Below are 25,825 nucleotides of genomic sequence, written 5' to 3'. Positions count from 1 at the left end.
CAACGGCATTCCCCCGCATTCCAACGACAAGGACATTCACCATGACGACACTCGCTGCGCAGGCCACGGCCCGCGACGCACTCTGGTACACGCGCTGCCCGGTGCCGACCGCGCTCGGCATCGCCGTGCACCGCGGCTGGTTCGACGAGGAGTTCGGGCCGGACGGCATCGCGCTGCATTCGCTGCAGGAAACGGCCGACGCCGGCAAGCGCGAATCGCACTTCGATCACAGCCTCCCGTCCTCGTTCCGGCAGGGCGGCAACATTCCGGCGCTGTGGGCGCGGGCACGCGGCGCCGATACGCGCGTGATCGGCCTGTCGTGGACCAACGAGTTCCAGGCGATTGTCACGCTGCCCGAGCGCGGTATCCGCACCGTGCGCGATCTGCGCGGCCGGCGGCTCGGGTTGCCGCGCCATCCGATCAGCATCGACTTCTGGCGCGCGGCCGCGCTGAAAGGCTTCCTGAGCGCGCTCGAACTGGAAGGGCTCGGGCACGGCGACGCCGAATGGGTCGACCTGCCCGACGAACGCGAACGCCACACCGGGCCGGCATCGTTCACACGCGGTCCGCACGAGTACGGGATCGAGATTGCGGCGCTCGTGCGCGGCGAGGTCGACGCGGTGTTCGTGAAAGGCGTCGAAGGGCTCGAAACCGTGCACCTGATCGACGCGGAGGTGGTCATCGATCTCGGCGCGCACCCCGATCCGCTGGTGCGGATCGGCAACGGCACGCCGCGCACGCTGACGGTCGATCGCGCACTGATCGACGCGCGCCCCGATCTCGTCAGCCGCTTCCTGTCGGTCGTGGTGGGCGCGGGCGACTGGGCCGCGCGTCATCCGGCGGAGACGGTGGCCTATATCGGCCGCGAAACGCGTGCGTCCGACGAATGGGTGCGCTATGCGTACGGCGCGGACGTGCACCGCCATCTGGAGACGGGGCTCGCGCAGACATCGATCGACGGGCTGGTCGCGTTCAAGGACTTCCTCGTCGGGTGGGGCTTTCTCGAACAGGATTTCGATGCGCGCGCATGGATCGACCCGGCGCCGTTCACGCGCATCGACCGGCAACGCCATGCGTGGGTCGCGTAGTGCGCCGCGGCGCGTCATTGCAAGGAGTCGAGCATGACAGGTCTGACGATCGAATACGGCGTGCCGCCGGCGCGTCGGCATGCGGCACGCGCGGCGCCGCGCACGGGCGCGGGTGTGGCCGCTGTGGTGGCTGCCGCATGGCCGCCGTCGGCTTCGCCTGCCGCACGGCCGGAGGCGCGCGCGGCGAAGCCGGGCCGGTGGCGCGTCACGGGTGCGATTGCACTCGCCGTAGCGGCGCTGCATGCGGGCGTCGCGCTGCTGGCCGCGCGCCCGCCCGCCGCGCCGCCCGTACAGCCCGTGCAGCCGCCGCGGCCGCTGCCGATGACGGTCGAGCTGACGCGCCCGCCTGAACCGTTGCCGCAGGCCGCGCATCCGCCGCCACCGGTGCCGCCGAAGCCGCAGCAGCCGCTGAAGCAGGCGCCGACCCCGCCGAAGCCGCGTGCGGCCGTCGCGCATCCGGCGCCTGCGCCGGCTGCCGCGCAGCCTGTCACGCGCGAGGCGGCGCCGGCGCCGGCGGCACCGGCCGCTGCCGCACAGGCCGCACCGTCTCCCGCACCCGCCGCGCCGGCAGCGCCCGTGCGTGAAACCGCGCCGATCGGCGACGCGGCCTACCTGCGCAACCCGGCGCCCGACTACCCGGCCTTTGCGCAGGACCAGGGCTGGGAAGGGCGCGTCGTGCTGCGTGTGCACGTGCTCGCGAACGGCACGCCCGATTCCGTCGACGTCCGCACGAGCAGCGGCCGCCGCGTGCTCGACAACGCGGCGGTGGCCGCCGTGAAGCGCTGGACGTTCGTGCCCGCGAAGCGCGGCGACGAAGCGGTCGACGGCTGGGTCAACGTGCCGATCGATTTCAAGCTGGGCTGACCGACCGGGCGGCCCGCCACATTTTTCAAGGAACTCTCATCATGAACGGTATCCCGACCACCTTCATCGTCCAGGGTGCGCTCTGGCTGCTCGTCGCCTTCTCCGTCGTCACGTGGACGCTGATCGTCGTGAAGACGATCCAGAGCCTGCGTGCGAGCGCACGCAACCGTCGTTACACGCGCGCGTTCTGGGCCGCGAACAGTTTCCACGAGGCGGCCGCGCTCGACGGCGCCGACAGTCCCGTGGGCGAACTCGCCGCGACGGGGTTCGACGCGCTGCGCCGCGCCGACGACAGCAGCGCGCACGATCTCGAACACAGCTGGAGCCGCCACGACCTGCTCGAACGCCATCTGCGCCAGCAGATCCACAACGCGCGCCGGCGCGCGGAAGCGGGGCTCGCCGTGCTCGCGTCGATCGGCAGCACCGCGCCGTTCGTCGGCCTGTTCGGCACCGTGTTCGGCATCATCCACGCGCTGACCGCGATCACGCACAGTGCGTCGGCGAGCATCGATGTGGTCGCCGGGCCGATCGGCGAGGCGCTGGTCGCGACCGGGATCGGCATCGCGGTCGCGGTGCCGGCCGTGCTCGCGTACAACTTCTTCGTGCGCCGCGTGAAGGCCGCGTCGGCCGATCTCGATGCGTTCGCAACCGATTTCGTCACGCTCGCACAGAAGGCCGGTTTCCGCGTGCCGGCCGCCGCCACCGCGCCCGCGCCGGCACGCCGTGCCGACGGCGCTCGTCAGGAGGCGTTCGCATAATGGCCTTCTCGTCCTCTTCCGACAACGACGACGTGCTCAGTGAAATCAACATCACGCCGCTCGTCGACGTGATGCTCGTGCTGCTCGTCGCGTTCATCGTCACGGCGCCGCTGCTCAACAACGCGGTGCACGTGAACCTGCCGAACACCGTCGCCACGGCGCCGGCCGACCGCAAGCCGAACGTCACCGTGAGCGTCGACGACAAGGGCGTCGTGTATCTCGACAAGCGCGCGGTCGCGCTCGCCGCGGTGCCGGCCGAGCTCGCCGCGCTGAAGGCCGGCCGGCCCGACGTCGCGCTCGACCTGCAGGCCGACGAGCATGTGCCGTACGGCACCGTCGCGAAGCTGATGGCCGCGATCGAGCATGCGGGCATCACGCGGCTGTCGGTGCTCACCGCGCCGCGCGGCTGATGCGCGGTTCACGACTCCTTTTCCGAACGCATCCATGAGCATCACGGCTTCCCATCACGTCCAGTCGATCTGGTACACGCGCTGTCCGGTGCCGACGCCGCTCGGCATCGCCGCGCATCTCGGCTGGCTCGACAGCGAGTTCGCCGGCGACGGCATCACCGTCCGCGCGCTGCAGGAGAACCAGCACGCGGCGCTGCATCGCGCGCACGTCGATCATTCGCTCGACAACACGTTCCGGCAGGGCGGCAGCATTCCCGCGCTGTGGGCACGCGCCTCCGGCGCCGATACCCGGGTGGTCGCGCTGACCTGGGTCGACGAGGCGCAGGCGATCGTCGCGTTGCCGGAAACCAGCCTGAAGCGGCCGAGGGACCTGCGCGGGCGTCGCATCGGGCTGCCGCGCCGCGACGGCGAACGTATCGACATCTTCCGCGCGGCGGCGCTGCGCGGCTTCGTCAGCGCGCTGTCGCTCGACGGGCTCGGCCCCGCCGACGTCGAATGGGTCGACGTGCCCGCGTCGAACCTGCGCGCGCCCGTGTCGACGCCGCTGACGCGCGACGCGGCATTCAGCCATCCGTCGAGCCTGTCCAGCCGGCGCCTTTATGCGGCCGAAGCGGCCGCGCTCGTGCGCGGCGAGGTCGATGCGATCTACGTGAAGGGTTCGCTCGGGCTCGAGACCGCGCACCTGATCGGCGCGCAGCCGGTCGTCGACATCGGCTTTCATCCCGATCCGCAGATCCGCATCAACAACGGCTCGCCTCGGCCGCTGACCGTCAATGCGTCGACGCTCGAACGCCATCCCGACATCGTTCGCCGCTTCCTCGCGCGCGTGACCGACGTCGAAGGCTGGGCGCGCGAGCACGAGCAGGAAGTGCTCGGCTATCTCGGCCGCGAGACGGGATCGGGCCATGACTGGCTGCGGCTCGCGTACGGCACCGACGTGCACCGGCGGCTGTGCACGGATCTCGACGAAGCGTCGATTGCCGCGCTCGACGATTTCAAGCGCTTCCTCGTCGAATGGCGGTTCCTGCCTGCGGATTTCGACGTGCGCGCGTGGATCGACCGGCGCGCGCTCGACGGCATCGCACCGCTGTCTCGCGACGCCGCGCGGTGAGCGCGCCGGCACGCGTCGCCGACGCATGGCGGCGCGAGCGCTTCACCGGCGGCTTCATGCTGCTGGCGCTCGCGAGCGGCACGACGATCAGCATGGCGCAGCTCGCGACGACGCTGTATGCGCTCGCGCTCGGCGTCGACAGCGCGCGGCTCGGCATCATCGCCGCGATGGAGCCGCTCGGCATCGCGCTGATGACGCTGCCGGCCGGGCTGCTCGTCGCACGCTACGGCGCGCGGCGCGTGTACTTCGCCGCGAGCATGGGGCCGATGCTGCTCAACCTCGTCGTGCCGTTTACCGGCGCATGGCCGCTGATCGCGCTCACGCAAGTGCTGATCGGGCTGTGCATCCCGTTCCGGATCGTGTCCATCAACGGCGTGTTTCTCGCGCGTCTCGCGCAGATCGGGCTCGCGCGCGCCGGCTGGTACCGCGCGGCGATGTCGGTCGGAACCGGCATGGTCGGGCCGTGGCTCGCGAGCTGGCTGATCGGCGCGCATGGCGCGGTCGCGACGTTCTGCGCGGCGTCGGCGAGCTTCGCGGGCATGGCGCTGTTCAGCCGGACGCTGCTCGGCGACGCCGAAGCTGCGCCGCGCGGCGCCCGACCGGAAACCGGCGGCCTGCGCGCGTTGCTGGCGCTCGCATGGAATCACGACGTGCGCGAGCAACTCGTGCTGGAGGCCGTGAACAGTGCGACGCGTTCGCTTGCCGGCGCGTATACGGTCGTGCTCGCGATCCAGTCGCTCGGGTTGTCCCAGGCGCACGCCGTCGCGCTGCTGACGTTGCAGGGCGTGGTCGCGGTGATCGCGCTGTTCGGGCTCGGCCATGCCGCGCAGCGGCTGAGCGCCCGCCGTTGCCACGGGCTCAGCCTGGCCGGCGCCGTGGCCGGCCTGCTCGCGCTCGGGCTCGCCCGAGACGCGTGGATCGTCGGCGCGGGGCTCGCCGTGCTGTGCGCCGGGTCGTCGCTGCTGCATCTCGTCAACATGCAGCGCCTCGGCCGTCACCCGGCGGACAAGAGCCAGGTGTCGAGCCTCTACAACCTCGCGTCGATGACGGGCGCGTTCTGCGGCCCGCTGGCCGGCAGTGCGCTCGTGCCGGCCGTCGGGTTGCAGGCCGTGTTTCTGTGCTGGCTGCCCGTCGTCGTGCTGGTGGCGTGCGCGTTGCGCGTCGCACATGCGAGGCGCGATGCGTCGCAGCCCGTGACTGCAAAGCTCTCCTGACGACCGTCGGAGCGCGTGTCGCGCGATCCGGCAGTGTTGCGTGACAAGCAGTTTGCTTCCGTTCACAGATGCGCATGCAGCAACGCGCACACCGCATACCTGCCGGAAGCCCGATACGACGGGCCTCTCGAGGCTGGCATCCGAATTGCAACAGGGAACCCGTGCGTCGCGCACGCACGTGCGTTCAACCGATCAAACAGGATGACTCATCGATGTTCAGGAAAAAACTAATCGTCACCGCGCTGGGGGGACTGCTGACGGGCGGAGCCGTATCGTTGCCCGCGTGGGCGGAAGAGGGTGCGGTGACGGCGGCACCGGACGCGAAGCCGGCACAACCGGGCACGGACGATGCCGCCGCGGCTGCACCGACGGCGGCCCGTGCGACCCGCGGCACGGCCATCCGCGAAACGAACCTCGGCACGGTCACCGTGACCGCGCGCCGGCGCAAGGAGAGCATCCAGGACGTGCCGGTCGCGGTGAGCGCGCTGAGCGGCGACGCGATCAGGAACAACGAGCTGCGCGTGGTCAACGACGTGACGAAGTACGTGCCGAACTTTACCGGGCAATCGACCGAGGGCCGCGAGCGGCCGCGCTGGTTCCTGCGCGGCGTCGGCAGCAACGATCCGTCGGACCTGTCGCTGAGCCCGATCGGCGTGTACTTCGACGACGTGTACATCAACAGCGTGTTCGGGCAGGGCTTCCCGCTGTTCGACCTCGATCGCATCGAAGTGCTGCGCGGCCCGCAGGGCACGCTGTGGGGCAAGAACACGGTCGGCGGCGCGCTCAGCATCACGTCGCAGAAGCCGACCTTCGACGTGAGCGGCTACGGCAAGATCGGGCTCGGCCAGTACAACAGCCGGCTCGCGGAGGCCGCGATCGGCGGGCCGATCGGCAAGAACGACGTGCTGGCCGCGCGCGTGTCGGTGTATCACGAGAACGCCGACAGCTTCTACACGAATACGGTTCAGCAAGGGCGCTTCGGCGGCTTCCACGACAACGCGGTGCGCTTCCAGGTGCTCGCCGTGCCCACGTCGGACACCAACTTCCTGTTCAACATCCACGGCCGCAACTACACGGGCGGCGGCAATGCGTGGCACGCGCAAGGCGCGGGGCCGGGCGGTGCGAACCAGTTCGGCTTCGTCGGCTCGAGCGATCCGTACACGGTGTCGCTCAACGCGCCGTCGAGCGATCACATCTCGACCTGGGGCACGTCGCTCACCGCGCACTGGCGCATCAACCCGGCGGTCACGCTCACGTCGATCACCGCGTTCGAAGGGCTGCACCGCTGGTACCAGGACGACGAGGATTATTCGGCGTTCGACGCCGCACGCTCGCACGACCACCTGTCGAGCCGCCAGTTCTCGCAGGAATTCCGGCTCGAATCGCCGCAGAACGACCGGCTGAGCTGGCTCGTCGGCACGCACCTGTTCACCGAGCAACTGGCCGAGCAGGGCGCCGGCGGCGGCTTGCCGGGTTCGCCGTCACCCGCGTTCTACCACCTGACCGACCTCACGCAGCACACGCAGAGCGCGGCGATCTTCGGCAGCGTGAAGTACCGGTTTACCGACCGCTTCAACGTGACGGGCGGGCTGCGTTACACGATCGAGCGCAAGAACATCAACCTGACCGGGCTGCAGGGCACCGGCAACGTGACGTTCGGCAATCCGGGCAGCTGGTGGGAGCCGTCGTCGGTGTCGTCGCCGCTGGCGGTCAGCGCGCGGCAGAACCAGACGAACACGTGGCGCGCGCCGACCTGGGACCTCACGCCCGAATACGCGCTCAGCAGCAACGTGCGTGCGTACTTCCGCTATGCGCGCGGCTTCCGTTCGGGCGGCTACAACGGCAACGCGTATACGCAGAGCACGGTGTCGACCGTGTCGCCGGAGTACCTGACCGACTATGAAGTCGGCATCAAGAGCGAGTGGTTCGACAAGCGGCTGATCGTCAACGCGAGCGTGTTCCACTACGACTATCGCGACATCCAGGTGTTCGCGCTCGCGCCGAACCCGTTCGGCGGCCCGCCGGTGTCGACGCTGTCGAATGCGGGGCAGGGGCGCGCGGACGGCTTCGAACTGGAGCTGAAGGCACAGCCGGTCAACAGCCTCTACCTGTTCGCGAACCTCGGGATGCTGAACACGCGCTACACGGAGTTCCGCTACGTGCCGACCGCCGTCGGCAACTCGTTCGCGCGCTCGCCGCATACGACGATCAATGCGGGCTTCGACTATCGCGTACCGGTGTCGTTCGGCACGCTGACGGCCGGCGGTGACGTGAACTACCGCAGCCGCGAATACTTCAGCGCGACCCGGCAGACGATGCCGCAGCTCTGGCAGGGCGGCTACACGGTGCTGAACGCGCACGTTTCCTACACGACGCCGAACCAGAAGTACATCGTGACGGGTTACGTGACGAACCTGACCAACAAGGTCTACAAGAAGCTCGAGCTGCTGCCGTCGTATGGCGCGTATCCGGTGCTGTACGGCGATCCGCGCACGGTCGGGATCACACTGACCGCGAAAATCTGACGGGCGGGACGGGCACGGGCACGGCCACGCCGCGCACGCGGCGACGCGGCGGCCCGCCCGTGTTCGCCGCGCGTCAGACCAGCAGCGACAGCGTCCTGAACAGCGCGAGATCCGCCTTGCGTGCCGACCGCGCATGGCGGCGGATCACGTGCAGCAGGCACTCGATGAAGCAGCGCGCCGCGTCGCTCAGCGTGCTGCTGCGCCGCGTGACGATCCCGAGGTCGCGCGGCTCGAAAGTCTCCTTCAGCTGCAACGCGCGCATCCGTTCGCCGAACGGCGGCACCGCAGCGAGAATCGTCGGGCACCACGTGCACATGTCGGCCTGTTCGAGCATCGTCTGCAGCATCGCGGCCGACTGCGCGCGGACGATGCGCCGTTCGTCGATGTCGGCACCGTGGCGCGTGAACAGGTAGTCGACGAGCGCGGCCTGCCCGTCGGCCGCGAAATTCAGCACCCAGTCGTTCTCGAGCAGGTCGTGGATCGATCGCGCGTGTTCGCGCGGATGGCCGGCGCGCACCATCACCGATGTCTCGTAGCGCAGCATCGGCTCGAACGCGAATTCCTGCGTGCCGCCCGGTTGCACGTGCCCGAGCGCGAAATCCATGCTGCCGTCGCGCAACAGCGGCTGCGCGACGGCCATCAGCGCCTCGTAGAGTTCGAGGCGCACGTCGGGCATCCGCTCGCGAAAGCGCAGCACCGTTTCCGCCAGGAACGTCTTCGTGAGCCACGGCGTCACGCCGATGCTCAGCCGGCCCTCGATGCGGCCGCGCATGCGTTCGAGATCGCTCTGCGCATGTTCGAGCTGCTTCAGCACGAGCTTCGCGTGCGTGAGCAGCGTCTTGCCGTATTCCGTGAAGCCGATCCCTTCCGGCGCGCGCACGAGCAGCGGCAGGCGCTCGCCGGCCTCCAGCTCGCGCAGCGCGCGCGTGACGGCCGCCTGCGACAGCCCGAGCGTGCGCGCCGCGCCGCGGATGCTCCCGGCCTCCGCGCTCGCGACGAGCGCCTGAAGCTGATGCAGCCTGATCGTACCCATGGCGTGATACCCGACAACGAAAGGTTGTCATCATAACGAAACCGCGGCTGTTCGCCGGGATTTTCGCTGCCTACGATGCGGCCACGATCGGTCATTCGGGCGATCGGCAACCGGTGTACATCGAGGAGAATCGGGGTTGAACCACACACCAGTCCAGCCGGAATTGGCGGCCATCGAGACGGAGATGATCGCGCTGCGCCGACGGCTGCACGCGCATCCGGAGCTCGGCTTCGAGGAACATGCGACGAGCGACCTCGTGGCCCGCTTCCTGACAACGTGGGGTTATCGGGTAACGCGCGGGCTCGGCGGCACGGGCGTGGTCGGCACGTTGACCCGAGGCGCCGGGAAGCGGCTCGGGCTGCGCGCCGACATGGACGCGCTGCCGATCCGCGAGGCGACCGGGCTGCCGCATGCGAGCCGGTGCGACGGCGTGATGCACGCATGCGGCCACGACGGCCATACGGCGATGCTGCTGGCGGCGGCGCGGTGCCTGGCCGAGCGCGCCCGCTTCACGGGCACGCTGAACCTGATTTTCCAGCCGGCCGAGGAAGGGCTCGGCGGCGCGAAGCGGATGATCGACGACGGGCTGTTCGAGCAGTTTCCGTGCGATGCGGTGTTCGCGATGCACAACGTGCCGGGCCTGCCGGCCGGCGTGCTCGGCTTCTGCGACGGCCCGGCGATGGCATCGGCCGACGAGGTGCGCGTGCGCGTGACCGGGCGCGGCGGGCATGGCGCGGCGCCGCATACGACGATCGACCCGGTGGTCGTCTGCGCGTCGATCGTGATGGCGCTGCAGACCGTCGTGTCGCGCAACGTGAACCCGCAGGACCTGGCGATCGTGACGGCCGGCTCGATCCATGCGGGCACCGCGTCGAACGTGATCCCGCCGCACGCGGATCTGGCACTGAGCGTGCGCGCGCTGTCGCCGGACGTGCGCGCGCTGCTCGAACGGCGCATTCGCGAGATCGTGCACGGGCAGGCCGCGAGCTACGGCGCGACGGCCGAGATCGATTACCGCCACGACTATCCGGTGCTCGTCAATCACGCGGCGGAAACCGCCTTTGCGCGCGACGTCGCCCGCGAATGGGGCGGTGACGGCGCGCTGATCCCTCATCTGCGGCCGATCGCGGCAAGCGAGGACTTCGCGTTCATGCTGAACGCTTGCCCCGGCAGCTACCTGTCGATCGGCAACGGCGAAGGCAATGGCGAAGGCGGCGCCGGATGCGGGCTGCACCATCCCGGCTACGACTTCAACGACGCGTGCCTCGCCATCGGCGCGAGCTACTGGATTGCGCTGGCGGAGCGTTATCTCGCGTGACGCAACCGCATGATCTTGACTGACGATTCACACGAGGAAGGAGACTGGCAATGAAGCAGTGGAAGCAATGGAAACGGGTGGCGGCGCTCGCGGCGGCGCTGGCGGCGGGGGCGGCGCATGCGGGTGACTGGGCGGGCAGGGAGATTCGCCTCGCGGTCGATCCGACTTACCCGCCGCTCGAGTACAAGCTGCCCGACGGCACGCTGACGGGCTTCGGGATCGACATCACGAATGCGTTGTGCGCGGAGCTGCATGCGCGCTGCGTGTGGGTCGAATCGAGTTTCGACGGGATGATTCCGGGGCTGCTCGCGCGCAAGTTCGACGTCATCGCGTCGTCGATGACGATTACGCCGAAGCGGCAGCAGCAGATCGCCTTCACGAACCGGATCTCGAACGCGCCGGCGCGCCTCGTCGCGCGCAAGGGTTCGCCGCTGCTGCCGACGGCCGGCGCGCTGAAGGGCAAGCGTGTGGGCGTCGAGCAGGGCTCCACGCAGGCCGACTATGCGATCGCGAACTGGCAGCCGGCCGGCGCGCAGATCGTGTCGTACCCGAACCAGGACCAGGTCTATGCCGATCTCGTGACGGGCCGGCTCGACGCGGCGTTCCAGGCATCGATCGCGGCGAGCGACGGTTTCCTGAAGAAGCCGCAGGGCAAGGATTTCGCGTTCGTCGGCGCGGCGATCGACGACGTGAAGTATTTCGGGCAGGGCGACGGGCTCGGGCTGCGCAAGCAGGACAACGACCTGCGCGACGCCTTCAACCGCGCGCTCGCGACGATCCTCGCGAATGGCACGTACCAGCGGATCAACCGGAAGTATTTCGACTTCGACATCTACGGCACGAAGTAAGCGGTGGCGCCATGTCTGGCGCGGTAACGACAAAACAAATAAGGATGACGGATGAACTGGAGACTGATTTTCGTCGCGATGCCGGCACTGTGCGCCGCGCCCGCGTTCGCGCAAGGCAGCGTCACGCTGTACGGCCTCGTCGATGCGGGCATCGACTACACGAACAATGTCGGCGGCCATGGCGCGTGGCAGATGGCGAGCGGCTTCGCGCAGGGCAGCCGCTGGGGGCTGAAGGGCAGCGAGGACCTGGGGGGCGGCTACAGCGCGCTGTTCCAGATCGAGAACGGCTTCAACGTGAACAGCGGCACGCTCGCGCAGGGCGGCCGCATGTTCGGGCGGCAGGCGTACGTCGGCCTCGGCAGCGCGCGGTTCGGCACGCTGACGCTCGGCCGGCAATACGATGCGGTGGTCGACTATCTCGCGCCGACCACCGCGAACGGCAGTTGGGGCGTCTATCCGTTCTCGCATCCGCTCGACAACGACAACACCGGCAATACGTTTCGGGTGAACAACACGGTCAAGTATGCGAGCCCGGATTTCGCCGGCTTCTCGTTCGGCGGCACGTACAGCTTCAGTAACGACACGGGCTTTGCGAACAACCGGCAGTGGAGCGTCGGCGCGCAGTACGAGCAGGGCGGGTGGCTCGTCGGCGCGGCCTTCCTGAATGCGGACAACCCGGGTGCGACGCCGGGCGGCGCGATCGGGGGCTCGGGAGCGGTCGGCGCCGATGCGAACTTCGCGTCGGCGCGGCTGCGGATCTTCGGTGCGGGCATCAACTACACGGCGGGGCGCGCGACGGTCGGGTTCGCGTACACGAACAGCAACGTCACGCGGCCGACCGCGAACGTCGGTTACCTGTTCGGCGACGAAACGATCGAGCCCGTGACCGGCCCGCTCGCAGGCGGCACGGTGACGTCGATCAAGTACCGGAACTTCGAAGTGAACGGCAAGTACCAGTTCACGCCCGCGCTGTTCGTCGGGGCGCAGTACGTGTACACGACGGTGCGCTACGACGCGACGACGGGCACCGCGAAGCCGAAGATCCATTCGCTCGGGCTGATGGCCGACTACACGCTGTCGAAGCGCACGGACGTATACCTGATGGGCGCCTGCCAGCGGATCGCGGGCGACGCGACGGGCTCGTCGCTTGACCAGGCCTATGTTCCCGGCGCGGCGGACCTGTCGTCGACCTCGAAGCAACTGATGATTCACGCGGGGATCCGTCACAGGTTCTGACGCCGGATGCAGCGGGCGAAGCCGCCCGCTGCCCGTCACCCCGATGCGCTTACTGCGCGACGCGGATCACGACCTTGCCGAAGTGCTGCCCCGACTGCAGGTACGCATACGCCTGCGGCGCTTCGTCGAAGCCGAACACGCGATCGACCACCGGCTTGATCCGCTTCGCGTCGACGAGGCGCACGACGTCGTCGAGCATCGCGCGGCTGCCGACCATGATCCCCTGCAGCCGCCGGATCCCGCCGATCAGCGACAGCAGCCCGAGCTCGGGGCCGCCGAAGCTGCTGAGGCCGCCGATCACCGACACGGTGCCGCCCATCTTCGTCGCGGCGACCGAGCGCGGCAGCGTATCCTTGCCGCCGACTTCGACGACCAGATCCGCACCCGCGCCGCCGGTGAGCCGCAGCACGTCGTGTTGCCATTCGGGCGTGGCGCGATAGTTGATGGTTGCGTCCGCACCGAGCGCGCGGGCGCGTTCGAGCTTCGCGTCGCTCGACGACGTGACGATGGTGCGCAGCCCCGCGGCATGCGCGAGCTGCAGCGCGACGATCGACACGCCGCCCGTGCCGAGCAGCACGACGGTGGCGCCGGGCCCCAGGCCGCCGTCGGCGAACAGCGCGTTCCATGCGGTGATGCCCGCGCACGACAGCGTCGCCGCCTCGTCGTAGTCCAGATGCGCGGGAATCGCGACCAGCGCCGCTTCGGCGGACACGAAGTGCTCGGCCAGCACGCCGTCGAAATGCGAGCCGGGCGATCCCGAGGTTTTCTGCGGCGTCGGCGGCCCTTCGATCCAGCTCGGGAAGTAGGTGTTGATCACGCGATCGCCGGGCTTGAAGCGCGTGACGTCGCGGCCCGTTTCGATGACTTCGCCGGCGCCGTCGGCAACCGGAATCAGCGCTTCGTTGCCGATGCCGAGATAGTCGCCGCGCGCGAACATCAGGTCGCGATAGTTCAGGCCGGCCGAATGGATCTTCACGACGACGTCGGTCGGCCCGACCGCGCGGCGTGTCGCGTCGATGCGCCGAAGCCCGGCCACACCGTCGCCCGGTTTCACTTGCCATGCGTGCATGTCGACTCCTTTTTAGAGATAGTGCGGACTATCATAGTGTTGCGCGCAGGGACGCATTGACGATAATTCGGCCGACGACTGTCGCCTGCATGGACGCAAACCTGTTACCCAACCGGAGCGAAATGGCATGGACGAGCGGCTCAGAGGCGTTGCCGAATTTGTCGACGTGGTGGATTCGGGCAGCTTCGCGGCGGCCGCGCTGCGGCTCGGCGTCACGCGCTCGGCGGTCGCGAAGGTCGTCGCGCGGCTCGAACGCCGTCTCGGCACCCGGCTGCTGCAGCGCACGACACGCCAGCTCGGCCTGACCGACGAGGGGCTCGTCTATTACGAACAGTGCCGGCGGCTGCTCGCCGAACTCGGCGAGACGGAGGCCGCGCTCGACGCGGGCCAACGCGAGCCGGCGGGGCGGCTGCGCATCAGCGTGCCCGTGCTGTTCGGCCGGCAATGCGTGGCGCCCCTCATGCGGCGCCTCGTGGAGCGCCATCCGCGGCTCGAAATCGACGTGTCGTTCAGCGATCGCGTGGCCGACCTCGTCAACGACGGCTTCGACATCGCGGTGCGCATCGGCGAGCTCGCCGATACGAGCGCGCTCGTCGGCCGCAAGCTCGGCGTGCAGCGCATGGGCATCTGCGCATCGCCCGCGTATCTCGAACGTCATGGCCGGCCGGCGGGGCTCGACGAACTCGCGTCGCACGTCGGCATCGCGTATTCGCGCGGCGGGCAGCCGACGCCGTGGCCGATAGTCGGCGCGAACGGCGCGGTGCACGACCATCGTCCGGCCGGGCGCCTGCGGCTCGACGACCTGCAGGCCATTGCGGATGCGGCCGCCGCCGGCGCGGGCCTCGCGTGGCTCCCCTGCTGGCTGATGGCGCCTTACCTGCGCGACGGCCGCCTCGCGCTCGTGCTGGACAGCAACAGCGTGTCGGGCGCCGAAGTGTTCGCGGTGCGGCCGGCATCACGCCACGTGCCGTCGAAGGTGCGTGTCGTCATCGATGCGCTCGTCGACGAGATACCGAAGATGCTCGCGTCGGATGGGTGAGGCGGTACGCGGTCGGCCATGCGGTCGCCGCAAGATCTCAACTCGACGCCCCACGCGGATTGCAGTCCACCGAATACTCCGCCTGCTCGCCGTTGACGTGCAGAACCAGCGTCGCCTTGCAGATATCGCTCGAATCGACGCTCAGTCGCAGCGTCGCGAGCGGCTGATCCTCGCCGCCCGCGAGCCGCGATTCGCCGGAGCGCGTCAGCGAGGCCGAACCCGCGCCGCCGGTGCGGGTGATGCGCAGGCTGTACGACACGTCGACCGGTGCGGCCGCGCGCACGTGCGGCACGATATTCACGCCGCCGGCGCTGGCGGCGATGTCGAAATAGGCGCTGAGATCGTGAATGCCAACCATGATCGTCCCCTGTCGAATGAAAAAAAGGCCGAACGGGCATCCGTCCGGCCTTTCCGTTACGCCGGCGGCGCTTAGTGCTGCTTGACCGAAACGGTGTTGTTGAAGCCGTTCTGGTTGATGCTCGCGTAGTTGGCGTTGCCTTGTTGCACCAGCGTGGCGTTGTTGTTGTAGCCGGTCTGCGTCACGTAGCCCAGGTTACCCGTGCCGGACACTTGCGACGCGTTGATGACGTTGAAGCCGCCGGCCTGCGAAAGGCTCAGCACGTCATCCGCACCCGTCTGCGACGCATTGGCGTAGTTGCCGATGTCGAGCGTCTGGTTCACCGTCGTCAGCGACCCCGATGCCGCCGATTGCGCGACGTACGCCTGGTTGTTCGCCGAGCTCTGCGTGATGGATGCCGTCGAGCCTGCCGAACTGGTTTGCGTGATCGTTGCCAGGTTGTTCGCGGCGGTTTGCGTGATGGTCGCGCTGTTGCCGAAGCCGAACTGCTGCGAGATCGCCGCGGTGTTCTGGGCGGCCGACTGGTTGATCGTCGCGGCGTCGCCGAACTCGAGCGTCTGGTTGACCGTGGCGTTGTTGCCGTCCGCCGTCTGCGTGATCGAGGTGGTATTGCTGCTCGCCAGGATCTGGTTGATCGTCGCGGTGCTGCCGGCCACGCCACCCGATTGCGAAATCGTCGTCAGGTTGGCGCCGCCGAACCACGAATTCACGTTGGCGGTTGCGGTGCCGCTCTGGGTCGTCGTGACATTGTCGCCACCTTCCGCGAACTGCGTCACGTTGGCGTTGGTCGCGCCGCCCGTTTGCGTGATCGACGTCGTGTTCGCGCCGCCCCAGGAGGTCTGGACAGACGCGGTGCCGTTGTTGCCGGTCTGCGTGATGCCGACGGTGTTGCCGATGGTGTCCGTCTGCGTCACGCTCGCGTTGTTGCCGATCGCCGTCTGGCTCGGCGTGCCCTGGTTGATCGTCACGGTGTTCCAGCCGCCGCCCTGCTGCGAGATCGACGCGGTGTCGATGTAGCTGTACTGGTTGATCGTGTTGACGTCGTATTGCGGGCCGCCCGTGTACGCCGACGTCGTCTGCGTGATGGTCGCCGAGAAATCGCCGCCGCCGGATTGCGTCACGTAGTTCTTCTCGTGCGACGAGCCCGTTTGCGACACGTTCACGCTCGAGTACGGCTGCGCCCACCAGGAGTTCTGGTTGATCACGGTCGTATCGTCGGTACCGCCCTGGGTCGTCACGTTGGCGACGAACCCGTAGCGGGGATCGTTGCCGTACGCCGACTGGCTAATCGCCACCGAATCCCCGGTCGTCGCCGTCTGTTCGACGGTTGCCGAGTTGTAGTTGCCGGTTTGCCCGATGCTCACGGTGTTACCCGATGAATCGGCCTGTGCGGCGGCCGATGCGAGCATCAGCACGGCGATTGCGATTGCAGACTTGGTCACCTTCATTTGTTGCTCCTGATTCGAAAGAAAATTTGCCGGAAAAGTCGGTCTTTGCCGGCACCCCCGCCATTCGAGGACGCTCTCACGCCTCACCCCTCTGCACTTCAAGCACAGCACCTGCGACCTGCGTAACCGTTACCGCGTCAGCACCGTGGCGCGCGCACCGTGGCCGCTCTGAATCACCTGGATGCCGGTGTTCGAGCCGCCTTGCACGATGTTCACCGCGTTGTTGCTGCCGTTCTGCGTGACGCGCGCCGACAGCGACGTGCCGACCTGCATCGAATCGACCGAATTGCCGGCGCCGTTCTGCTGCACCTGCAACGTGTTGCCGTTGCCGCGCTGCGTCGCCTTCAACGTGTTGCCGAAGCCGGCCTGCGAAGCCGCGACCCAGTTCTGCGCACCGGTCTGCCGCGCGACGATCGAGTTGCCGTCGCCGGCCTGCCGGATCAGCGCACCGTTGTGGCCCGCCTGGTCCAGCGACGCGCCATTGCCGCCGCCGTCCTGCCGGACCGCGACGATGTTGCCGCTGTAGTCGAATGCGGGTTCGGGCGGGCCGAGATCGCTGAGCGGCACGGGTGCGCCCGACGCGGCCTGCATGGCCGCCGCTGCCGCCACGGTCGCGAGCACCCGCCGCATCACGCGGGCACGCCCGTTCCGCTCACGCTGTCGATTCATCATGTTTTCTCCGCTGGCCGGCCTGATGCCGGTTAATGAGTGGACGCGCCCGGACGATCGATCTTCTGCGGGTCGTACGCGGTGTTGGCGTCCTCCATGTCCTGCGCGTATTGCCGGTCTTCCTGCAGATACCGCTGCATCGTCGGGTCGTACCAGTCCTGGTCGTTCTTCAGCGCCCAGGTCTGGTTCGCGACACCCTGGACGATCAGGTGCGTGAGCGCCGATTCGATCGCTTCGTTGACGCAGATCTGCGCGGGTTCGTTGCGGGTCAGCCCGACTTCCGCCTGCAGCAGGTCCTTGAAGCCGACGAAGCGATAGACGCCCGTGTCGACCTGATACGAGTAGACGGTCTTGGTCGTCGAGACGCTGTTGAGCACCTGGCCCGTGCGGATGTCGATCGCGCGCAGGTTGACGGTGACCTGGTCGACCCGGTATTGCATCGATCCGCTGATGCCGAGGTAGGCGACACCGGCCCCGCCGGTCCGGACGTTCGTGTCGTAGCCGACGATGCCGCCTTCGAGCACGATGTTTGCCGGCATGAGCGGCGCCATCGCATCGTTCTGCGCCTTCTTCGCATCCGCGCCGTCGGTGGCGCGCATGATCTTGCGTTCGGTCAGGAGGTCCTGCAGGTTTTCGCGTTCCACCGGCGTGAACCAGCCGGAGTCGCGCATCGCCTTGACCAGGAACGACGCGCCGCCCTGCGTGACCTGCGACGAAAACGAGCTGTCCGGCGACGCCTTGTACTGCCCGGTCAGGTCGCGAAAGCCGTAGACGGCCGCGACGATCTTGCCCTTCGGCGGCGGGAGATGCGTGAGGTCGCGCGTGGTGCGCGTCGGCGGTGTCAGCGTGGCATTGCTCAGCGCGGGCATCGGCCGCGTGACGCAGCCAGCCAGCGACAGCAGCAGCGCTGCAATCGTTGCGATCCGTGTCATCCCCGTGTCGAAGCGTGCCCGTTCAGCGTTTTTTCTCATGATTCGCCCAGTCGTTTTTTTCGATTCATTGGCCGTTGCTGACGATGAAGGTCGACGTCGCGCCCGTCGTCTTGTCGGTGGTCGTCACTTGCAGGTTGCCGTTGCCGGCCGCACTCACGACGATCGTGAAATTGCCCGTGCTGATCGTTCCCGGCTTGAGGTCGCCGTTGGTGCCGACGATCGAGTTCGTCACCGAGCTGGCGACGCGCGACAGGATCGCCTGCTGCAACTGCGCATTGAACTGGTCGAGGGACGACGTGGAAGTCGGTGACGAGTACGCGGACAGCGACGGATCCGTGTGCTTGTTCTGCGCATTCGCCTCGTTGAGCAGGTTGGGGCCGTTTGCCGGGTTGCCGCCGAAGTTCGGGTTGTTCGGCTGATAAACCAGTGTCGACGACCATGTGCAAGGCGAAACCGCGGTCATCGCGACCAGGGCGATCAAGCTCAATCCGTTTCGATTCATTTCTCCTAACCCCTTGTTTTCGATTAATCGACTAAATCTCGTCTTTCGCCAGATCCGAATCGGGGAACAGCAAATTCGACAGATCGTCCTGAATGACGGTTTGAAAGGAAATATTGGCGGCGCTTTCGGCCACGGCCTTGACGTTGGCCCGCGCAATCGGCAGGAAGGTCTGGAATACGCGCTTCTGCTGGAATTCGACCCAGATCAGGCTGCCGTAACGCCCGGACGGGCGTTCGTGAATGGCGACCATGTAGCGCTCGCTCAGCGGGATTTCCGACCACGTCTGCGAGAAGTAGGTATAGAAATCGCGGCCGGCGAGCGTCACGGCATCGGTGGTCACCGTGCCGCCGAGCTGATCTTCCGGAAGGGCGCGGCGGGCGGCCGCCCGTGCGCCGGCCGCCGTGGCGCCCGCCGCCGGCTGCGCAACGGCCTGGCCCGCGCCGGGCGCGGGCTTCGGTGCTTCGAGGACCCGCTCGGCGTTCAGCAGCGTCGAAGGCGGCGCGATCGGATGTCCGCCGTTCGCCGCGGCGGAAGGCGGCGCGACGACGGTGTCCTGGGCCTGCGCGCGTGCCGTCGCGAACAGCGACAGGCACGTCACGGCCCCCCAGGCAAATCGCCTGCTTGCGCTCGATTCCATTTCCCCGACCCCGGATTCATTTGTACGAAATATGGCGGCGCCCGATTTTCGGGTTATTCGTTCCTGGTCGAACGCGGCACATGGTGGGGGGAGTCAGCAAGAGGCATGCCTGTCGCTGTTTCAAACGGAATTTATTTTAAAGTCGTTATTCGTCTAATTTTTCTGATGTGCATTTCATTCGCGTAAAACGTTTGCGGATGTGATATCTCATTAACAATCTTTCTTTTTCATTCGACGTATTGCGATTAAATCAGACGATAAATCGTGCCAATCGTGATTTGGAAATTCCTTGCGCAGCTGATGCGCGGTAAACGTAACGTGTTGCTACGGACACGCTCGTAACGACACGACGTAACGTCCGTTACGCACGTAGAATCGTCCGACCAAAGCGCAGGTTCCGGATCTCCACTCCGGCAACCTCTCTCCACGCTCTTCACGTGAACGGACTTCGGGAGCACGCATGTCATCTCGCACCTATCTCGTCACCGGCGCAACGCGCGGCATCGGCCTCGCGGCCAGTACCTTGCTCGCACGGCACGGTCATCACGTCATCGGCCTCGCGCGAAATGTGCAGGGCATCGACTTTCCCGGCGAATTGCGCGCGTGCGATCTCGCCGACATCGAACAGACGGCCGCAACGCTTGCCCATATCGGTGAACAGCATGCTGTCGACGGTATCGTGAACAACGCGGGCATCGTGATGCCGCAACCGCTCGGGCAGATCGATTTCCGGTCGCTGCAGACCGTGTTCGATCTCAACGTGCGGGCCGCGATCCAGGTCACGCAGCACTTTGCGGACGCGATGAAGGCGCGCGGCCACGGGCGCATCGTCAACATCTGCAGCCGGGCGATTTTCGGCAGTCTCGATCGCACCGCGTATTCCGCCGCGAAGAGCGCGCTCGTCGGCTGCACGCGCACGTGGGCGCTCGAACTGGCCGAGCATGGCGTGACCGTCAACGCGGTGGCGCCGGGGCCGATCGAGACGGAACTGTTCCGGCTGACGCGGCCCGTCGGCAGCGAAGCCGAACGCAAGGTGCTCGCGACGATTCCCGCGCGCCGGCTCGGCACGCCCGACGACGTGGCGGCCGCGATCGCGTTCTTCCTGTCGGACGAGGCCGGCTTCGTCACGGGGCAGGTGCTGGCCGTGGACGGCGGCGGTAGTCTCGGCGGACGCAGCTGAAGTACGACGCGCCGCCGCGCAGCCGAGCCGTCGCGCGCGGCCTGGCGGCGGCCGGCCTCGGCGCGCAGCGCGGGCGCATGCATACGCGCGTGCTGATGGCCGGTATTCGGTTTGCGCGCATATTCCGCCGCCCCGTTAGCATGTGACGAATCGGACTTTGGGGGCCGCGCGCGCGACGCTAAGATCGCCGATCCCGTAGATCGCGCGTTCCAGTACGATGAAAAAGTCCGCTTCGCCGTTGCATGCTGTTCGTTTCCGTGTCGTCTGCGCCGCGATTGCCGGCGCGTTGTCGCTCGCATCGTGCGGCGGCGTCGACAGCGATCCGCCGTCGTCATCGACGAACCCCGCGCCACCGCTGGCGGCGAAACGCCCGAACATCCTGTACATCATGGCCGACGATCTCGGCTATTCCGACATCCATGCATTCGGCGGCGAGATCAACACGCCGAACCTCGACGCGCTCGTCGCGTCGGGCCGCATCCTGTCGAACCATCACACGGGCACCGTCTGCGCGATCACGCGCGCGATGCTGGTGTCCGGCACCGATCACCATCTGGTCGGCGAAGGCACGATGGGGGTACCGACCGACGAACGGCGCGGGTTGCCCGGCTACGAGGGCTACCTGAACGATCGTGCGCTGTCGTTCGCACAACTATTGAAGGATGCCGGTTACCACACGTACATCGCGGGCAAGTGGCATATCGGCTCGGGGATCGTCGGCAGCGCGACGGGCAGCGGGCAGACGCCGGATCAGTGGGGCTTCGAGCGCAGCTACGTGCTGCTCGGCGGCGCGGCGACCAACCACTTCGCGCACGAGCCGGCCGGCTCGTCGAACTACACGGAAGACGGCCGTTACGTGCAGCCTGGCCAGCCCGGGCAGCCGGGCGGTGCGGGCGGCAGCCCGGCCGTGTTCTATTCGACCGATTTCTATACGCAGAAGCTGATCTCGTACATCGATTCGAACAAGCGCGACGGCAAGCCGTTCTTCGCGTACGCGGCGTATACATCGCCGCACTGGCCGCTGCAGGTGCCCGAACCATGGCTGCACAAGTACGCGGGCGTGTACGACGCCGGCTACGACGCGATCCGCAATGCGCGGATCGCGCGGCAGAAGGCGCTCGGCCTGATCCCCGCCGATTTCAAGCCGTTCGACGGCCTGCCCGAAACGACGGCGGCGTCGCCCGCGACCGCGAACAACGGCACCGCGAATGCGAAATACGTCAGCGCGGTGCATTCGGCCGCCGACGGCTACAGCGACTACGGCCCCGGCAAGGTCGACAAGCTGTGGTCGAGCCTGTCGCCGGCCGAGCGCCGGGCGCAGGCGCGCTATATGGAGATCTATGCGGGGATGGTCGAGAACCTCGACTACAACATCGGACTCCTGATCCAGCACCTGAAGGACATCGGCGAATACGACAACACGTTCATCATGTTCCAGTCGGACAACGGCGCGGAAGGCTGGCCGATCGACTCGGGCGCGGACCCGACGGCGACCGACACCGCGAACGGGCAGGAGCCGGTCTACTCGACCCTCGGCACCGACAACGGCAAGCAGAACGCGCAGCGCCTGCAGTACGGGCTGCGCTGGGCCGAGGTGAGCGCGTCGCCGTTCCGGCTCACGAAGGGGTATTCGGCCGAAGGCGGCGTATCGACGCCGACGATCGTGCGCCTGCCGGGCCAGACGCAGCAGTTGCCGACGCTGCGCGCGTTCACGCACGTGACCGACAACACGGCGACGTTCCTCGCGATCGCAGGCGTCACGCCGCCTTCGCAGCCGGCGCCGCCGCTCGTCAACACGCTGACGGGCGTCGACCAGAACAAGGGCAAGGTGGTCTACAACAACCGCTACGTGTATCCGGTCACCGGCCAGTCGCTGCTGCCGGTGCTCACGGGGTCGGCGACGGGCGAGGTGCATACGACGCCGTTCGGCGACGAAGCCTACGGGCGCGCCTACCTGCGCAGCGCCGACGGCCGCTGGAAGGCACTGTGGACCGAACCGCCGCTCGGGCCGCTCGACGGACACTGGCAGCTTTACGACCTCGCGTCGGATCGCGGCGAGACGACCGACGTGTCGGCGCAGAACCCGTCGGTGATCGGCACGCTCGTCGACCAGTGGAAGACCTACATGAGCAACGTCGGCGGCGTCGAACCGCTGCGTCCGCGCGGTTACTACTGATACCGGGGCGACACGATGCGGTTCCGGTTCTGGACGATCGGCGCGGCGCTGGCCGCCACGTTGTTCGCCGCCGCGTTCGCGGCCGGTTATGCGAATCCCGTCGCGCCGGGGGGCGACGCATTCGACGACGCGAATCGCGGCCGCGCGCTCGCGCCGCTCGGCTCGGAGCGGCAGTGCGAGCGTTACTCGGGGCTGCCGGCAAAGTGGCGCGACGACCCGAAGGCCGGGATGGTGCATCTGCGCGGCGGCGCGTTCGTGTTCGGCAGCACGCGCGGCTACGCGGACGAGCGCCCGGTGGGCGACGGCCGCACGCGTGTCGGCGGCTTCTGGATCGACCAGACCGACGTGACGATCGCGCAGTTCGCCGCGTTCGTGCAGGCTACCGGCTACGTTACCGAGGCCGAGCAGCAGGGCGGGGCGGCCGTGTTCCATGTGCCGACGCGCGACGAGATGAACGCGCGTGACCTCGCGTGGTGGTCGTGGGTGAAGGGCGCGTCGTGGCGTCATCCGCGCGGGCCGGGCAGCGGCGTCGACGGGATCGGCAGCCTGCCCGTCACGCTCGTCACGCAGCGCGATGCGCTCGCGTATGCGCGCTGGCTCGGCCGCGACCTGCCGACCGAGGCCGAATGGGAATACGCGGGCAAGGCGGGCCGCGACGACGCGTCGCTCGACGCGGCGCCGCGCGACGCGCAGGGCAAGCCGGCCGCGAACTACTGGCAGGGCGCGTTCCCGGTGCTCGACACGGCCGAGGACGGCCACGCGGGGCTCGCGCCCGTCGGCTGCTACGCGGCGAACGGGTTCCGGCTCTACGACATGATCGGCAATGCGTGGGAGTGGACGAAGGACGCCTATACGGGCCCGCACCAGTCGCATACCAACGGCGACACGGCGGCCGTCGCGCCGCCGACGCGTCGGCACGATACACCGATGGTCATCAAGGGAGGCTCGTTCCTTTGCTCGCGCGATTACTGCGTGCGCTATCGCGCGTCGTCGCGTGAACAGCAGGAAGCCGATCTCGGCGCGTCGCATATCGGGTTTCGCACGATTCTGAGGGATGCGTCATGAAGCGCGTCGTGCACTACCTGGGCGCGTGGCTGATGGTCGCGTGCGGGGGCGTTCATCCGGCTTTGGCCATCGCCGCTGAATCGACTGCAGCGACTGCTGCGACTGCGGCGGCCGTCCGCGTCGGCGTGACGCGCGGCGTGCATGCGCAGATCCTCGACGAAGTGAAGCGGGTCGCCGCGTCACGAGGATTCGGCATCGACGTCGTCGAATTCGACGATGCGTCGCGCATCGACGCGGCGCTGGCCGATGGCCGGATCGACGCGGCCAGCTTCGAGGATGCGCAACAGCTTGCCGCGACGCGCGTGCAGAAACGCTACGCCCTGACCGGGATCGCGCCGACCGTCACGCTGCCGATGGCGCTTTATTCGCGCAAGCTCAAGAACCTGAACGAACTGCAACCCGGTGCGACGGTCGCGATTCCCGCCGATCCGCGCGGGATGGCGCGTGCGCTCGTGCTGCTGCAGAACGACACGCTGGTGACGCTGCGCGAGCAGGCCGGCCTGCATGCGACGCTTCGTGACGTGACCGGCAACCGGCTCGGGCTGAAGCTCGTCGCGCTGCGCCGCGAACGTCTTTACGCCGCGCTCGACAAGGCCGCGTTCGTTGCAATCGACAGCGACGATGCCGCGCGTGCCGGGCTGCAACCCGCGCGCGACAGCATCAGCCTCGAGGACGCGCGCTCGCCGTATGCGAACGTGCTGACGGTGCGCGATGCCGATCGCGCGAAGCCGTGGGTCACGCAGCTCGTCGCCGCCTATCACTCGGACGACGTCGCGCGCTTCATTCTCACGCGCTACCAGGATTCGGTGCGACGGCCGTGGTAGACACCTACCTGCTCGCGTGCAACGCATGCGGACGCTGCTGCAACAGCCCGCCGACGCTGTCGTTGCGCGAACTGTTCCGGCATCGGCATCGCTTCGTCGGTGCGTTGACGATCGGTCGCGTGCCGAAGCGGCGGATCGGCGAGCGCTGGCGCGCGGGCGGTCGCGAGCACGCGTTCGATGCCGACGATGTCGCGGCTTTTGATGCGCTGGCCGGGCAGTTGTTTCATCGCACCGGCGGCGCGGGGAGCGAATGGATCGCGCTGACGCTGCAGGGCTACGACTATCCGTCGCTCGGCCGTTGCGCGGCACTGGCCGACGACGGCCGCTGCAGCGTGCATGCGGACAAGCCGTCGATCTGCGGCGCGGTGCCGCTTGATCCGATGCTGCCCGACCGGTTGCAGTCCCGAGTGCTGGCCGCGCGGCGCGACGATGCGGCGTGGCTTGGCGCGGACTGTATTGTCGAAACGACGAGCCCGCAATCTCCCGTCGCGGCTTCGTTCCCGATTCCGCTGGTGACGGCCGGACAGGTCGCAGACCGCGCGGCGCTCGATGCATATCGCGATGCGCTCGTGTTCGAGCGCGCGGTGTGGCGCGACGCGGTGTTCGCATCGTTGACCGGCGGCGGGCAGGAGGTACACCGTGCGCTGTCGCGGCTTGCACCCGGCGGCTACCTGACCGTGTCGATCGTGCCCGTCCTGCTCGCCGTTGCGTCGATATCCGCGCATTGCCGCACGCTGTGCATCGACTTCGTCGACGCTCAGCGTGCATTGATCGCCGCGAACATCGACGCGGCACTCGCACGCCGGCATGCCGGCGACCGCCCCGCGACGCGCGAGTTGCGCGGCTTCGGCGAGGCGCTCGAACGTGCACGGCACGCGCTGGCCGCGATGCCGGCGCCCACGGCCGGCATGCGTGAAGACGCGCCGCGCATCGACGCGTGGCTCGCCGGCCACGCCGGTGCCGATCAGCTGGCCGCGTGACGATCGCGGCACGCTGTGCGTGCCTTACAATCGCCGCTCTTTCAATCGCTTTCGATGGAGCAGGCATGTACGCGTCGACCTTTATTTTCCGTGCCGGTCAATACGACGACGAGTTCCACCGGCTCGACCGGCAGATCGCCGACATGGCGCGCGCGACCCCCGGTTATCTCGGCGAGGAGACGTGGGAGAACGCCGAATCGGGGTTGATCCAGAACGTCTACTACTGGGAGTCGGAGGCAGCGCTGCAGCAGTTGATGCAGCATCCGGCGCATCGCGAGGCAAAGGCGAAGCAGGCGCGCTGGCTGGACGGCTATCGCGTCGTGATTTCGAAGGTGCTGCGCGAGTACGGCGACGGCAAGCTGATGCAGCCGCATGCAGGGTTATCCGCGTGAATTTCTGTCTGATTCATTTCTTTCGCATTACGGATGAATAACAAGAGCACCGTATCCGGAAGCCCGCGTTTGCGCGCGGGTTGCCGCGGCATCGCGTGCAATCAATTCTTCATCAAGCATGGCTAAGAAGCTGTTGCGAAATTACGGAT

At 67.9% G+C, this 25,825-nt stretch carries 25 protein-coding genes; 17 read left to right on the top strand and 8 right to left on the bottom strand.

Annotated features, from left to right (window positions below; translation table 11 throughout):
- Positions 1-41 precede the first annotated feature (41 nt).
- The 7 genes from VK92_RS32430 (at position 42) to VK92_RS32400 (ending at position 7,970) form a co-directional block, all read left to right on the top strand.
- Positions 42-1,088: an ABC transporter substrate-binding protein gene (locus VK92_RS32430; RefSeq protein ID WP_048021689.1), complete on the top strand. Its 1,047-nt coding sequence runs from the start codon at positions 42-44 to the stop codon at positions 1,086-1,088.
- 33 nt (positions 1,089-1,121) lie between these two features.
- Positions 1,122-1,952, top strand: coding sequence for an energy transducer TonB (locus VK92_RS32425; RefSeq protein ID WP_048021691.1), 831 nt, complete (start codon positions 1,122-1,124; stop codon positions 1,950-1,952).
- Positions 1,953-1,993: 41 nt separating this feature from the next.
- The gene (locus VK92_RS32420; protein ID WP_048021693.1) at positions 1,994-2,710 is read left to right on the top strand and encodes a MotA/TolQ/ExbB proton channel family protein; all 717 of its coding nucleotides are present in this window, start codon (positions 1,994-1,996) and stop codon (positions 2,708-2,710) included.
- Positions 2,710-3,120, top strand: coding sequence for an ExbD/TolR family protein (locus VK92_RS32415; protein ID WP_009694203.1), 411 nt, complete (start codon positions 2,710-2,712; stop codon positions 3,118-3,120). Before VK92_RS32420 ends, VK92_RS32415 begins: the two co-directional genes overlap by 1 nt.
- A 34-nt stretch (positions 3,121-3,154) precedes the next feature.
- Positions 3,155-4,231, top strand: coding sequence for an ABC transporter substrate-binding protein (locus tag VK92_RS32410; RefSeq protein ID WP_053076249.1), 1,077 nt, complete (start codon positions 3,155-3,157; stop codon positions 4,229-4,231).
- Positions 4,228-5,445, top strand: a complete 1,218-nt coding sequence (locus VK92_RS32405) for an MFS transporter (protein ID WP_048021695.1) — start codon at positions 4,228-4,230, stop codon at positions 5,443-5,445. The genes VK92_RS32410 and VK92_RS32405 overlap by 4 nt, the downstream gene beginning before the upstream one ends.
- A gap of 212 nt (positions 5,446-5,657) precedes the next feature.
- Positions 5,658-7,970: a TonB-dependent receptor gene (locus VK92_RS32400; RefSeq protein ID WP_048021697.1), complete on the top strand. Its 2,313-nt coding sequence runs from the start codon at positions 5,658-5,660 to the stop codon at positions 7,968-7,970.
- A gap of 73 nt (positions 7,971-8,043) precedes the next feature.
- On the opposite strand, the gene VK92_RS32395 is transcribed toward VK92_RS32400, so the two are convergent.
- Positions 8,044-9,003, bottom strand: a complete 960-nt coding sequence (locus VK92_RS32395; RefSeq protein WP_021161653.1) for a LysR substrate-binding domain-containing protein — start codon at positions 9,001-9,003, stop codon at positions 8,044-8,046.
- 184 nt (positions 9,004-9,187) lie between these two features.
- Between VK92_RS32395 and VK92_RS32390 the strand changes: the two genes are divergently transcribed.
- From VK92_RS32390 to VK92_RS32380, 3 genes are read left to right on the top strand one after another with little or no spacing between them, the layout of a single operon-like run.
- Positions 9,188-10,321 (top strand): M20 aminoacylase family protein, encoded by a 1,134-nt coding sequence (locus VK92_RS32390; protein WP_122982969.1) that lies wholly within the window; start codon positions 9,188-9,190, stop codon positions 10,319-10,321.
- A gap of 50 nt (positions 10,322-10,371) precedes the next feature.
- Positions 10,372-11,169: an ABC transporter substrate-binding protein gene (locus VK92_RS32385; RefSeq protein ID WP_048021700.1), complete on the top strand. Its 798-nt coding sequence runs from the start codon at positions 10,372-10,374 to the stop codon at positions 11,167-11,169.
- A gap of 51 nt (positions 11,170-11,220) precedes the next feature.
- The gene (locus VK92_RS32380) at positions 11,221-12,405 is read left to right on the top strand and encodes a porin (protein WP_048021702.1); all 1,185 of its coding nucleotides are present in this window, start codon (positions 11,221-11,223) and stop codon (positions 12,403-12,405) included.
- Between the two features lie 49 nt (positions 12,406-12,454).
- Here VK92_RS32380 and VK92_RS32375 read toward each other — a convergent pair whose 3' ends face one another.
- Positions 12,455-13,474 carry a zinc-dependent alcohol dehydrogenase family protein gene (locus tag VK92_RS32375; RefSeq protein ID WP_048021704.1) on the bottom strand — a complete coding sequence of 340 codons (1,020 nt, stop codon included), beginning with the start codon at positions 13,472-13,474 and terminating at the stop codon, positions 12,455-12,457.
- A gap of 127 nt (positions 13,475-13,601) precedes the next feature.
- Here VK92_RS32375 and VK92_RS32370 point away from each other — a divergent pair, with 127 nt between their 5' ends.
- Positions 13,602-14,513, top strand: coding sequence for a LysR family transcriptional regulator (locus VK92_RS32370; protein WP_048021706.1), 912 nt, complete (start codon positions 13,602-13,604; stop codon positions 14,511-14,513).
- A 37-nt stretch (positions 14,514-14,550) separates the two neighbouring features.
- Here VK92_RS32370 and csgH read toward each other — a convergent pair whose 3' ends face one another.
- The 6 genes from csgH to VK92_RS39105 form a co-directional block, all read right to left on the bottom strand.
- Positions 14,551-14,871, bottom strand: coding sequence for a curli-like amyloid fiber formation chaperone CsgH (gene csgH / locus VK92_RS32365; RefSeq protein ID WP_048021708.1), 321 nt, complete (start codon positions 14,869-14,871; stop codon positions 14,551-14,553).
- A gap of 71 nt (positions 14,872-14,942) precedes the next feature.
- Positions 14,943-16,319: a beta strand repeat-containing protein gene (locus VK92_RS32360; protein ID WP_048021711.1), complete on the bottom strand. Its 1,377-nt coding sequence runs from the start codon at positions 16,317-16,319 to the stop codon at positions 14,943-14,945.
- Between the two features lie 129 nt (positions 16,320-16,448).
- Positions 16,449-16,991, bottom strand: a complete 543-nt coding sequence (locus VK92_RS39110; RefSeq protein WP_124467092.1) for a hypothetical protein — start codon at positions 16,989-16,991, stop codon at positions 16,449-16,451.
- Positions 16,992-17,020: 29 nt separating this feature from the next.
- On the bottom strand, positions 17,021-17,920 hold the full coding sequence (locus VK92_RS32350) for a CsgG/HfaB family protein (RefSeq protein ID WP_042976486.1): 900 nt from the start codon (positions 17,918-17,920) through the stop codon (positions 17,021-17,023).
- 64 nt (positions 17,921-17,984) lie between these two features.
- Positions 17,985-18,407 (bottom strand): curli assembly protein CsgF, encoded by a 423-nt coding sequence (locus VK92_RS32345; protein ID WP_225723295.1) that lies wholly within the window; start codon positions 18,405-18,407, stop codon positions 17,985-17,987.
- A gap of 46 nt (positions 18,408-18,453) precedes the next feature.
- The gene (locus VK92_RS39105) at positions 18,454-19,059 is read right to left on the bottom strand and encodes a CsgE family curli-type amyloid fiber assembly protein (protein WP_082160817.1); all 606 of its coding nucleotides are present in this window, start codon (positions 19,057-19,059) and stop codon (positions 18,454-18,456) included.
- A gap of 460 nt (positions 19,060-19,519) precedes the next feature.
- Between VK92_RS39105 and VK92_RS32335 the strand changes: the two genes are divergently transcribed.
- The 6 genes from VK92_RS32335 to VK92_RS32310 all read left to right on the top strand — a co-directional run bounded on the left by VK92_RS32335 (position 19,520) and on the right by VK92_RS32310 (position 25,676).
- Positions 19,520-20,239 carry an SDR family oxidoreductase gene (locus VK92_RS32335; protein ID WP_048021713.1) on the top strand — a complete coding sequence of 240 codons (720 nt, stop codon included), beginning with the start codon at positions 19,520-19,522 and terminating at the stop codon, positions 20,237-20,239.
- 217 nt (positions 20,240-20,456) lie between these two features.
- Positions 20,457-22,415 (top strand): arylsulfatase, encoded by a 1,959-nt coding sequence (locus VK92_RS32330; protein ID WP_048021715.1) that lies wholly within the window; start codon positions 20,457-20,459, stop codon positions 22,413-22,415.
- Positions 22,416-22,430: 15 nt separating this feature from the next.
- Positions 22,431-23,480, top strand: a complete 1,050-nt coding sequence (locus VK92_RS32325) for a formylglycine-generating enzyme family protein (RefSeq protein WP_048021717.1) — start codon at positions 22,431-22,433, stop codon at positions 23,478-23,480.
- Positions 23,477-24,304 (top strand): MetQ/NlpA family lipoprotein, encoded by an 828-nt coding sequence (locus VK92_RS32320; RefSeq protein ID WP_122982966.1) that lies wholly within the window; start codon positions 23,477-23,479, stop codon positions 24,302-24,304. The genes VK92_RS32325 and VK92_RS32320 overlap by 4 nt, the downstream gene beginning before the upstream one ends.
- Positions 24,298-25,284, top strand: a complete 987-nt coding sequence (locus VK92_RS32315) for a YkgJ family cysteine cluster protein (protein WP_048021719.1) — start codon at positions 24,298-24,300, stop codon at positions 25,282-25,284. Before VK92_RS32320 ends, VK92_RS32315 begins: the two co-directional genes overlap by 7 nt.
- 65 nt (positions 25,285-25,349) lie before the next feature.
- Entirely contained in the window at positions 25,350-25,676 is a 327-nt protein-coding gene (locus VK92_RS32310) for an antibiotic biosynthesis monooxygenase family protein (RefSeq protein WP_048021721.1), read from the top strand.
- Positions 25,677-25,825 lie beyond the last annotated feature (149 nt).

Origin of the sequence: Burkholderia sp. LK4 (genome assembly GCF_001043615.1) — a bacterium.
Classification (GTDB): domain Bacteria; phylum Pseudomonadota; class Gammaproteobacteria; order Burkholderiales; family Burkholderiaceae; genus Burkholderia; species Burkholderia cepacia.
This window is presented reverse-complemented; position numbering and strand designations above follow the sequence as displayed.

Bases quoted from the DNA above. Each gene is read 5' to 3' on its own strand.
- VK92_RS32410 (WP_053076249.1), top strand. From the start codon at position 3,155: ATGAGCATCACGGCTTCCCATCACGTCCAGTCGATCTGGTACACGCGC.
- VK92_RS32375 (WP_048021704.1), bottom strand. From the start codon at position 13,474: ATGCACGCATGGCAAGTGAAACCGGGCGACGGTGTGGCCGGGCTTCGG.
- VK92_RS32400 (WP_048021697.1), top strand. From the start codon at position 5,658: ATGTTCAGGAAAAAACTAATCGTCACCGCGCTGGGGGGACTGCTGACG.
- VK92_RS32320 (WP_122982966.1), top strand. From the start codon at position 23,477: ATGAAGCGCGTCGTGCACTACCTGGGCGCGTGGCTGATGGTCGCGTGC.
- VK92_RS32415 (WP_009694203.1), top strand. From the start codon at position 2,710: ATGGCCTTCTCGTCCTCTTCCGACAACGACGACGTGCTCAGTGAAATC.
- VK92_RS32385 (WP_048021700.1), top strand. From the start codon at position 10,372: ATGAAGCAGTGGAAGCAATGGAAACGGGTGGCGGCGCTCGCGGCGGCG.
- VK92_RS32390 (WP_122982969.1), top strand. From the start codon at position 9,188: ATGATCGCGCTGCGCCGACGGCTGCACGCGCATCCGGAGCTCGGCTTC.
- VK92_RS32360 (WP_048021711.1), bottom strand. From the start codon at position 16,319: ATGAAGGTGACCAAGTCTGCAATCGCAATCGCCGTGCTGATGCTCGCA.
- VK92_RS32420 (WP_048021693.1), top strand. From the start codon at position 1,994: ATGAACGGTATCCCGACCACCTTCATCGTCCAGGGTGCGCTCTGGCTG.
- VK92_RS32330 (WP_048021715.1), top strand. From the start codon at position 20,457: ATGAAAAAGTCCGCTTCGCCGTTGCATGCTGTTCGTTTCCGTGTCGTC.
- VK92_RS32430 (WP_048021689.1), top strand. From the start codon at position 42: ATGACGACACTCGCTGCGCAGGCCACGGCCCGCGACGCACTCTGGTAC.
- VK92_RS32325 (WP_048021717.1), top strand. From the start codon at position 22,431: ATGCGGTTCCGGTTCTGGACGATCGGCGCGGCGCTGGCCGCCACGTTG.
- VK92_RS32335 (WP_048021713.1), top strand. From the start codon at position 19,520: ATGTCATCTCGCACCTATCTCGTCACCGGCGCAACGCGCGGCATCGGC.
- VK92_RS32425 (WP_048021691.1), top strand. From the start codon at position 1,122: ATGACAGGTCTGACGATCGAATACGGCGTGCCGCCGGCGCGTCGGCAT.
- csgH (WP_048021708.1), bottom strand. From the start codon at position 14,871: ATGGTTGGCATTCACGATCTCAGCGCCTATTTCGACATCGCCGCCAGC.
- VK92_RS32350 (WP_042976486.1), bottom strand. From the start codon at position 17,920: ATGACACGGATCGCAACGATTGCAGCGCTGCTGCTGTCGCTGGCTGGC.
- VK92_RS32370 (WP_048021706.1), top strand. From the start codon at position 13,602: ATGGACGAGCGGCTCAGAGGCGTTGCCGAATTTGTCGACGTGGTGGAT.
- VK92_RS39110 (WP_124467092.1), bottom strand. From the start codon at position 16,991: ATGATGAATCGACAGCGTGAGCGGAACGGGCGTGCCCGCGTGATGCGG.
- VK92_RS39105 (WP_082160817.1), bottom strand. From the start codon at position 19,059: ATGGAATCGAGCGCAAGCAGGCGATTTGCCTGGGGGGCCGTGACGTGC.
- VK92_RS32395 (WP_021161653.1), bottom strand. From the start codon at position 9,003: ATGGGTACGATCAGGCTGCATCAGCTTCAGGCGCTCGTCGCGAGCGCG.
- VK92_RS32380 (WP_048021702.1), top strand. From the start codon at position 11,221: ATGAACTGGAGACTGATTTTCGTCGCGATGCCGGCACTGTGCGCCGCG.
- VK92_RS32310 (WP_048021721.1), top strand. From the start codon at position 25,350: ATGTACGCGTCGACCTTTATTTTCCGTGCCGGTCAATACGACGACGAG.